Source organism: Actinomyces sp. HPA0247 (genome assembly GCA_000411415.1).
In the GTDB taxonomy this organism is placed as follows: domain Bacteria; phylum Actinomycetota; class Actinomycetes; order Actinomycetales; family Actinomycetaceae; genus Pauljensenia.
On sequence record KE150450.1, the window covers coordinates 246,580 to 252,579 of the forward strand.

Here is a 6,000-nt window from a genome sequence, read left to right on the forward strand (position 1 = left end):
TCTTAGTGCACACAATGCCGAGCGAACATCGTATAATCTATCGCCGACGGCTCATGACACTGCAGTACCGCCGACCACGTTATTCACAGCGTGACAGCGGGGAGCAGGAAAGGGACTGCCGATCGATCCTGAGCTACTCAGCCAAGCATGCCGATTACCTGCGCTGCAACACCCACAAGGACAATGCCCCGATGCGGCGCGTGGTCGAGTCCTTTGGATTTCGAGAGTGCGGCACGATCACCGTTGCCAACGGCACGGAGCGCATCGCCTACGACTGGATCAAGGACGGCTCCACCGGTGCAGCAGCCAACTAGTGCCACCTCCTCGACCACACTGACCTACCGAACAATCTCGCACGTAATTCCTAGACACCACAAATTTGCAATACCCCAGAAAGCACGGAATCTCAACGTTCTGATTTCAAATTCTGAAGGACTCTTATTTGAATTACGTGCGATATTCATGAAGACTGCACCCGTTATGGAGCATTACACCCGGTCAGTGGGCATTACACCCGATCAGAACGGGTGCAATGCTCACTGATCGGGTGCACGGCCTCCTCGGCAACAAGCGGAAGCGAGGATACGCGTAAGGGGCAGCTCGGTCCCCGCCAACAGGTCCGGCACTACGCACCACACCATCTGCCAGAGGCCAGTCACAATGCTTCTCACCGAAGCGCCGTGAGCATCAGGCCGCAATCAAGCTTGTGCCTAACTGGTGTAATGCTCCCTAACTGGTGCAGGGCTGCCCGGCACGGCTCGGCTGGCATCTCGCTGGAGCAGCTATGGGGCAGGCCGCGCCACGCATGGGCTTGTTGCTACGTAGCGTTGCACCACTTAGCGCAGCATTGCACTGGGTAGTAAGCAGTGCAATGCCTTGCTATCTAGCGCATTGCTAGTGCATCAAGTGAATCGCTCCATGCTGTAGGTCTGCCGCACGCCACCGAGGCACCACAGCCGCGCCACACTCGCCGACGAACCCCGCGATCCCCAAGCCACGGCCGCCCCAAGCAACAACCCCGCACGCACACGGCACACACCGCCCCCGCGACCACAACCCCCAACAACCCCCCGCATACACGCGGGCGCGCGCCCGGCCAATCAGCCGGGCGCGCGCCCTTCCCACCAACCGCCACGAGGGCGGTAGCCTCACTTGATGAAGCCGAGCGCCTTGACGGCGTCGTACTCTTCCTGCAGGGCCTTGATGTTGTGGTCGATTCCGGCGCGGGTCGCGTCGGAGATCTCGAGGCCGTCGACGACCTGCCACTCGCCACCGTCGGAGGTGACGGGGAAGCCGAAGTTCAGGCCGGCGGGGACGCCGTAGTGCGTGCCGTCGGACATGACGCCGGCGGTGACCCACTCGCCCTCGGGGGTGCCGTGGATCCAGGAGTACATGTGGTCGATCGCGGCGTTCGCAGCGGAGGCGGCCGAGGAGGCACCGCGCGCCTCGATGATGGCCGCACCACGCTTGGCGACGGTGGGACGGTAGTAGCTGGACAGCCACTCTTCGTCCACCAGCTCGGTCGCGGGCTTGCCGGCGACCTTCGCGAAGGAGACGTCCGGGTACTGGTCGGCCGAGTGGTTACCCCACACGACGACGTCCTTGATGTCGGCGTTCGCGGCACCGGTCTTGTGCGCCAGCTGCGCGATCGCACGGTTGTGGTCGAGGCGCATCATCGCAGTGAAGCGCGACGCGGGGACGTCCGGCGCAGCGTTCTGGGCGATGGTGGCGTTGGTGTTCGCGGGGTTGCCCACGACGAGGACGCGCACGTCGTCGGCGGCGCCGTCGTTGATGGCCTTGCCCTGGGGGCCGAAGATGCCCGCGTTGGCCTCGAGCAGGTCAGCGCGCTCCATGCCCTTGCGGCGCGGCATAGCGCCCACCAGGTAAGCAACGTTGGTGCCCTGGAACGCACGGTTCACGTCGTCGAAGATCTCAACGCCGGCCAGGGTCGGGAACGCGCAGTCGTCGAGCTCCATGGCGGTGCCCTCGGCGGCCTTGACGGCCTGGGGGATCTCCAGCAGGTTCAGCTTGACGGGCACGTCCGGGCCGAACAGCTGGCCGGAAGCAATGCGGAACAGGAGGGCGTAGCCGATGTTGCCGGCTGCGCCAGTGACGGTGACGATACGAGGTTCTGCCATGATTGGCGCTCCTTTACAGTTCCTGTGGGCGTGTGCCCTTCAGTCGCGGTGTTCTCCGCGCTCTGCCCCTAGGATACGTCGTCGGTCACAGTTCGACCCGGGCACCCAGTCCCAAGACGAGACAGCCAAACAGTGATCTGCAACATATACGTTGGGTTAGGTTCTCCCCGCTCATGCCGCCCCGCCGTAGAGTAGGGCGTATGCCCGACAGCAACCCCACTGCCCCACATGAGCCCGCTTCCTCCCGGGTCCCGGCCCCTGCCTCGTCCCATATTGACGAGGCCGTGGCACACTCCCACGATCACGCGCACTCTGCGGGCGGCGGGCAGGGAGGGCACTCGCACGATCATTCCCACGCGGGGGCCTCAGCCCAGCGCTTGGGGTGGGCGCTTGCGGTGACGGGGGCCGTCGTGATCGCGGAGTTGCTCGGCGCCTTCTGGTCTGGGTCCTTGTCGCTGGCGGCGGACGCGGGACACATGGTTGTCGACGCGTCCGGCTTGGTCGTCGCCCTCGTCGCGGCACACTTGACGCGTCGCCCACGCGACGAGAAGCACACGTGGGGGTGGGCGCGCTCCGAGGTCCTGGCCGCCGCACTGCAAGCCGGCATGCTCCTTATTATCAGTGTGATGGTCGCGTGGGAGGCCGCGTGGCGTCTGGCGTCACCGCCCAAGGTCGAGGCTGGCCCGATGCTCCTCGTCGGCGTCATCGGCCTGCTCGCGAACGTCGTCTCTCTGGCGATCCTGGCAGGCGGGCGCGACGCGAACCTGAACATGAAGGCAGCATTCCTGGAGGTCGCGAACGACGCGCTCGGATCCCTCGCGGTGATCCTGGCGGCAGGCGCAGAGTGGGCATTCGGGTGGGCGCGCGCGGACGCGATCGCGTCGCTGCTGATCGCTGTTCTCATGGCCCCGCGCGCGCTTTCCCTCCTGAGGCGCTCCCTCGCGATCCTCATGGAGCAGACGCCCGCGACCGTGGACATCACCAAGCTGCGGGCCCACATGCTGGACGTTGACGGCGTCCTCGACGTGCACGACCTGCACGTGGCCGCCGTGTCCTCGCACCTGGTGACTGTCACCGCGCACGTCACCGTCTCTGAGGACTCGGACGGCCCCAGCCGCGACCTCATCGTCCACCAGCTGGGCGAATGCGCATGCCACCACTTCCCCATCGCGCACTCCACATTCCAGCTCGAATGCGCAAAACACCGCGAACACGAACACCTGGAGCACTAGCGAACACACAGGCGCCGCTTGACAGTCGGTCAGCGGATTTGTAGGTTGTGACCATGAGCGCAGATGTAGGTTTCACTCCGGGCAAGCTGATTGAGGCTGCCCAGGGTATTGAGGCTACTGCTGAACCTTTTGCTCAGGCAGTGGGCACCATCGGTGATGAAGTAACGTCAGCATCGGCGGGGATTAATGGCTCGTATATGGAGCCGTTGGGTAATGCACTGACTAAATGGGGCGATTCCCTGAGTGTTTTGTTTGACGACCTAGGTCGTTTGGCTGAGGCCCTGATTGCGGTTGAGCAGTCGTTTTCTGCCACTGAGGAAGAGATTATTCAGTCGTTGGTCCAGGCGGGCTCTGGGTCGGAGTCGGGCGGCGGCGATTCGTCGGGTGGCAGCGTGTTCGACGACCTGATGCAGCTGGCCCAGTCGGAGTCGTGACGGAGGTTTATTGATGAGTAGCGATTCGATGCTGGTCTTTGAGGAGGCTAGCGCCAACCAGATGGCTCAGGTGTTCCGTCAGCGGGTTTCGACGGTGAAGGATTTCATTCCTGACGTCGCTGATGGTGTCCATAGCGCTGTGGGTGATTGGACGGGCGAGTCTCGTAAGGCGTGCGATGAGGCGCTTAAGCGCATGGAGAAGCGCGGTGAAGAGTTGGCGGATTTGCTGACGGCGGCAGCTGATGCGATGGAGAAGATCCTGGCGGAGGGTCAGCACGCTGAGTCTAAAGCGTTTGCGTGCATCGACAGTTAAGGATTGGCAATCGTGAGTGATTTCAAGGTCGACATGGAGGCCATGTCCTCGTTCGTACAGTCATTGTCCTCGTTTGAGGAGGCGGCCAAGGAGTACGACGTGGAGGACTGGGTTCCCAACTCGGGGATGCTGGAGAATCCTGACGTGTGGGATCGCACGGACGCGTTCCAGGACACGTGGGAAAAGGGAACGAACGACTTGCGTGATGAGATCAAGGCTGCCTCCAGTGCGGTCAGTGGCGCTTTGGGCGCTTATAGCGAGTACATGGAGAAGGCTAAAGAGCACATGGCTAAGGTTGAGCAGGCGGCGAACGCGCTGGGGCAGTCTCCCGTCGTTGGTTCGGGGGCGTGATCTGACGTGGGTGTTGTTGCGCATGGTGCACCGGTTTTTAAGATCGGTGGAGATCCTGGTGGTATTTCGACGCGTGCCGCGGTGATGATGGCTCGCGCCGACGAGTTCGGGAATATTCATTCTGGCCTGTCTTCCCTCAGTGCTGATGGGTGGGAGGGCCGCGCGGCTGATCATTTCCGCTCGAAGTTCAAGGTGCAGATCAAGGGCTGGGTGGACGCCCAGGAGGCCTTTTCTTCGGCGTCCGAGGCCTACTCCTCGTATGCGTCGACGCTGGCGTCGGCGCAGAGCCAGTGTGATGGGATTCGTTCGCGTTGGAAGCAGGGCCGTGACGCGGTCCAGCAGGCGCAGAATAATCAGGCTGATGCGCGCAGCCAGGCCGCCGCTGATGGTGGCTCGCCCATGTTTGATGCCTCGTGTGATGAGGGTCCGGGCCGCTCGCAGATGGCCGCGGCAGAAGCTGATTTCCAGACCCTGGTCGACCAGGTCAACGAAGCCGGCGACCTGCTGATTACCGCATTGAATGCGGGTATCGCGAAGCTGCCCGAGCGCACGTGGTGGGATTCGGTCAAGCGCACGTTCACTTCGGTTGTGGTCGGCGCTGTCGAGGCCGTTGTCGATCTGGCGAAGCTGTTGTGGAAGCTGGGCGGCGGCGAGGCTTGGGTGGACTTCGGCCGCATCCTCATGGGCGACATGACCTGGGATGAGTACGTCATCAAGCACTACGAAATCCCCGCCGAAACGATCGTGGGCATGGCGAAGGCGCTGTGGAACGATCCCGTCGGTTTCATGAAGAGCGTCGGTAAGGCGCTGTTGGACTGGGATACGTGGACCGATGATCCCGCGCGCGCCATTGGCCACCTCCTGCCCGACGTGATCATGGCGGTTGTGACCATGGGCGGTAGTGCTGGCGTGTCTGCCGGTGAGAAGGCCCTGACCGGTACGGCTCGCGCTCTTCGCATCGGCAAAGAGGTCATTAAGGCGATCCTGCCGATTAACCCCGACGATATTCGTTCGTTGGCTAAGCTCGGCAAGAACATGGTCGGTAAGCTCAGCGCCCACGGTTTGAATACCGCGGCGGACGTCGCGGAGCTGGCGAACACCGCAAAGCACCTGGCCGGAGCAGCCGACCACGCCCACGACCTGGGTCACGCCGCCAACGGCATGGCTGGCGCCCTGGATGGGGTCGGTGACGTGGGCCGCGCAGCGAGGTCTGGTGGGGCCCTCGGGGATACCAGCCACGCCGCGCACGCAGTCGGCGGGGCAGCCGATGCGGCTGGTAGCGCCAGCCACGCCACGCACGCCGCTGCTGGCGGCGGCGGTATCGCCAGCAGTGCGAGCAGTGCAGGACACGCCGCATCCGGTGGCGGTGGCTTCGCCAGCGGTGCGAGCCATGCCGCGAACGGTGCAGGTAGTGGTTCCCATGGTGTCAGCAGTGCCGCCGATGCGGCTGGTAGCGCCAGCCACGCCACGCACGCAGGCGGCAACGCCGCCGACGCAGCAGGCAACGCCAGCCACGCCACGCACGCAGGCGG

The 6,000-nt window shown here is 63.7% G+C and carries 7 protein-coding genes; 6 read left to right on the forward strand and 1 reads right to left on the reverse strand.

Features of this window, described 5'->3' with window-relative positions; all coding sequences use genetic code 11:
- The first annotated feature begins 53 nt into the window (after window positions 1–53).
- Entirely contained in the window at window positions 54–314 is a 261-nt protein-coding gene (locus HMPREF1478_RS10170; RefSeq protein ID WP_016460221.1) for a hypothetical protein, read from the forward strand.
- Between the two features lie 834 nt (window positions 315–1,148).
- Here HMPREF1478_RS10170 and HMPREF1478_RS00965 read toward each other — a convergent pair.
- Window positions 1,149–2,138 (reverse strand): malate dehydrogenase, encoded by a 990-nt coding sequence (locus HMPREF1478_RS00965; RefSeq protein ID WP_009057671.1) that lies wholly within the window; start codon window positions 2,136–2,138, stop codon window positions 1,149–1,151.
- A 200-nt stretch (window positions 2,139–2,338) separates the two neighbouring features.
- Here HMPREF1478_RS00965 and HMPREF1478_RS00970 point away from each other — a divergent pair, with 200 nt between their 5' ends.
- The 5 genes from HMPREF1478_RS00970 to HMPREF1478_RS10670 form a co-directional block, all read left to right on the forward strand.
- Window positions 2,339–3,370, forward strand: coding sequence for a cation diffusion facilitator family transporter (locus HMPREF1478_RS00970; protein WP_016460222.1), 1,032 nt, complete (start codon window positions 2,339–2,341; stop codon window positions 3,368–3,370).
- A 53-nt stretch (window positions 3,371–3,423) separates the two neighbouring features.
- Window positions 3,424–3,804 (forward strand): hypothetical protein, encoded by a 381-nt coding sequence (locus HMPREF1478_RS00975; RefSeq protein WP_016460223.1) that lies wholly within the window; start codon window positions 3,424–3,426, stop codon window positions 3,802–3,804.
- A gap of 13 nt (window positions 3,805–3,817) precedes the next feature.
- Window positions 3,818–4,117 carry a WXG100 family type VII secretion target gene (locus tag HMPREF1478_RS00980; protein WP_016460224.1) on the forward strand — a complete coding sequence of 100 codons (300 nt, stop codon included), beginning with the start codon at window positions 3,818–3,820 and terminating at the stop codon, window positions 4,115–4,117.
- Between the two features lie 12 nt (window positions 4,118–4,129).
- Window positions 4,130–4,468: a hypothetical protein gene (locus HMPREF1478_RS00985; protein ID WP_016460225.1), complete on the forward strand. Its 339-nt coding sequence runs from the start codon at window positions 4,130–4,132 to the stop codon at window positions 4,466–4,468.
- Window positions 4,469–4,552: 84 nt separating this feature from the next.
- On the forward strand, window positions 4,553–6,000 hold a 1,448-nt coding region (locus tag HMPREF1478_RS10670; protein ID WP_016460226.1), incomplete at its 3' end, for a putative T7SS-secreted protein.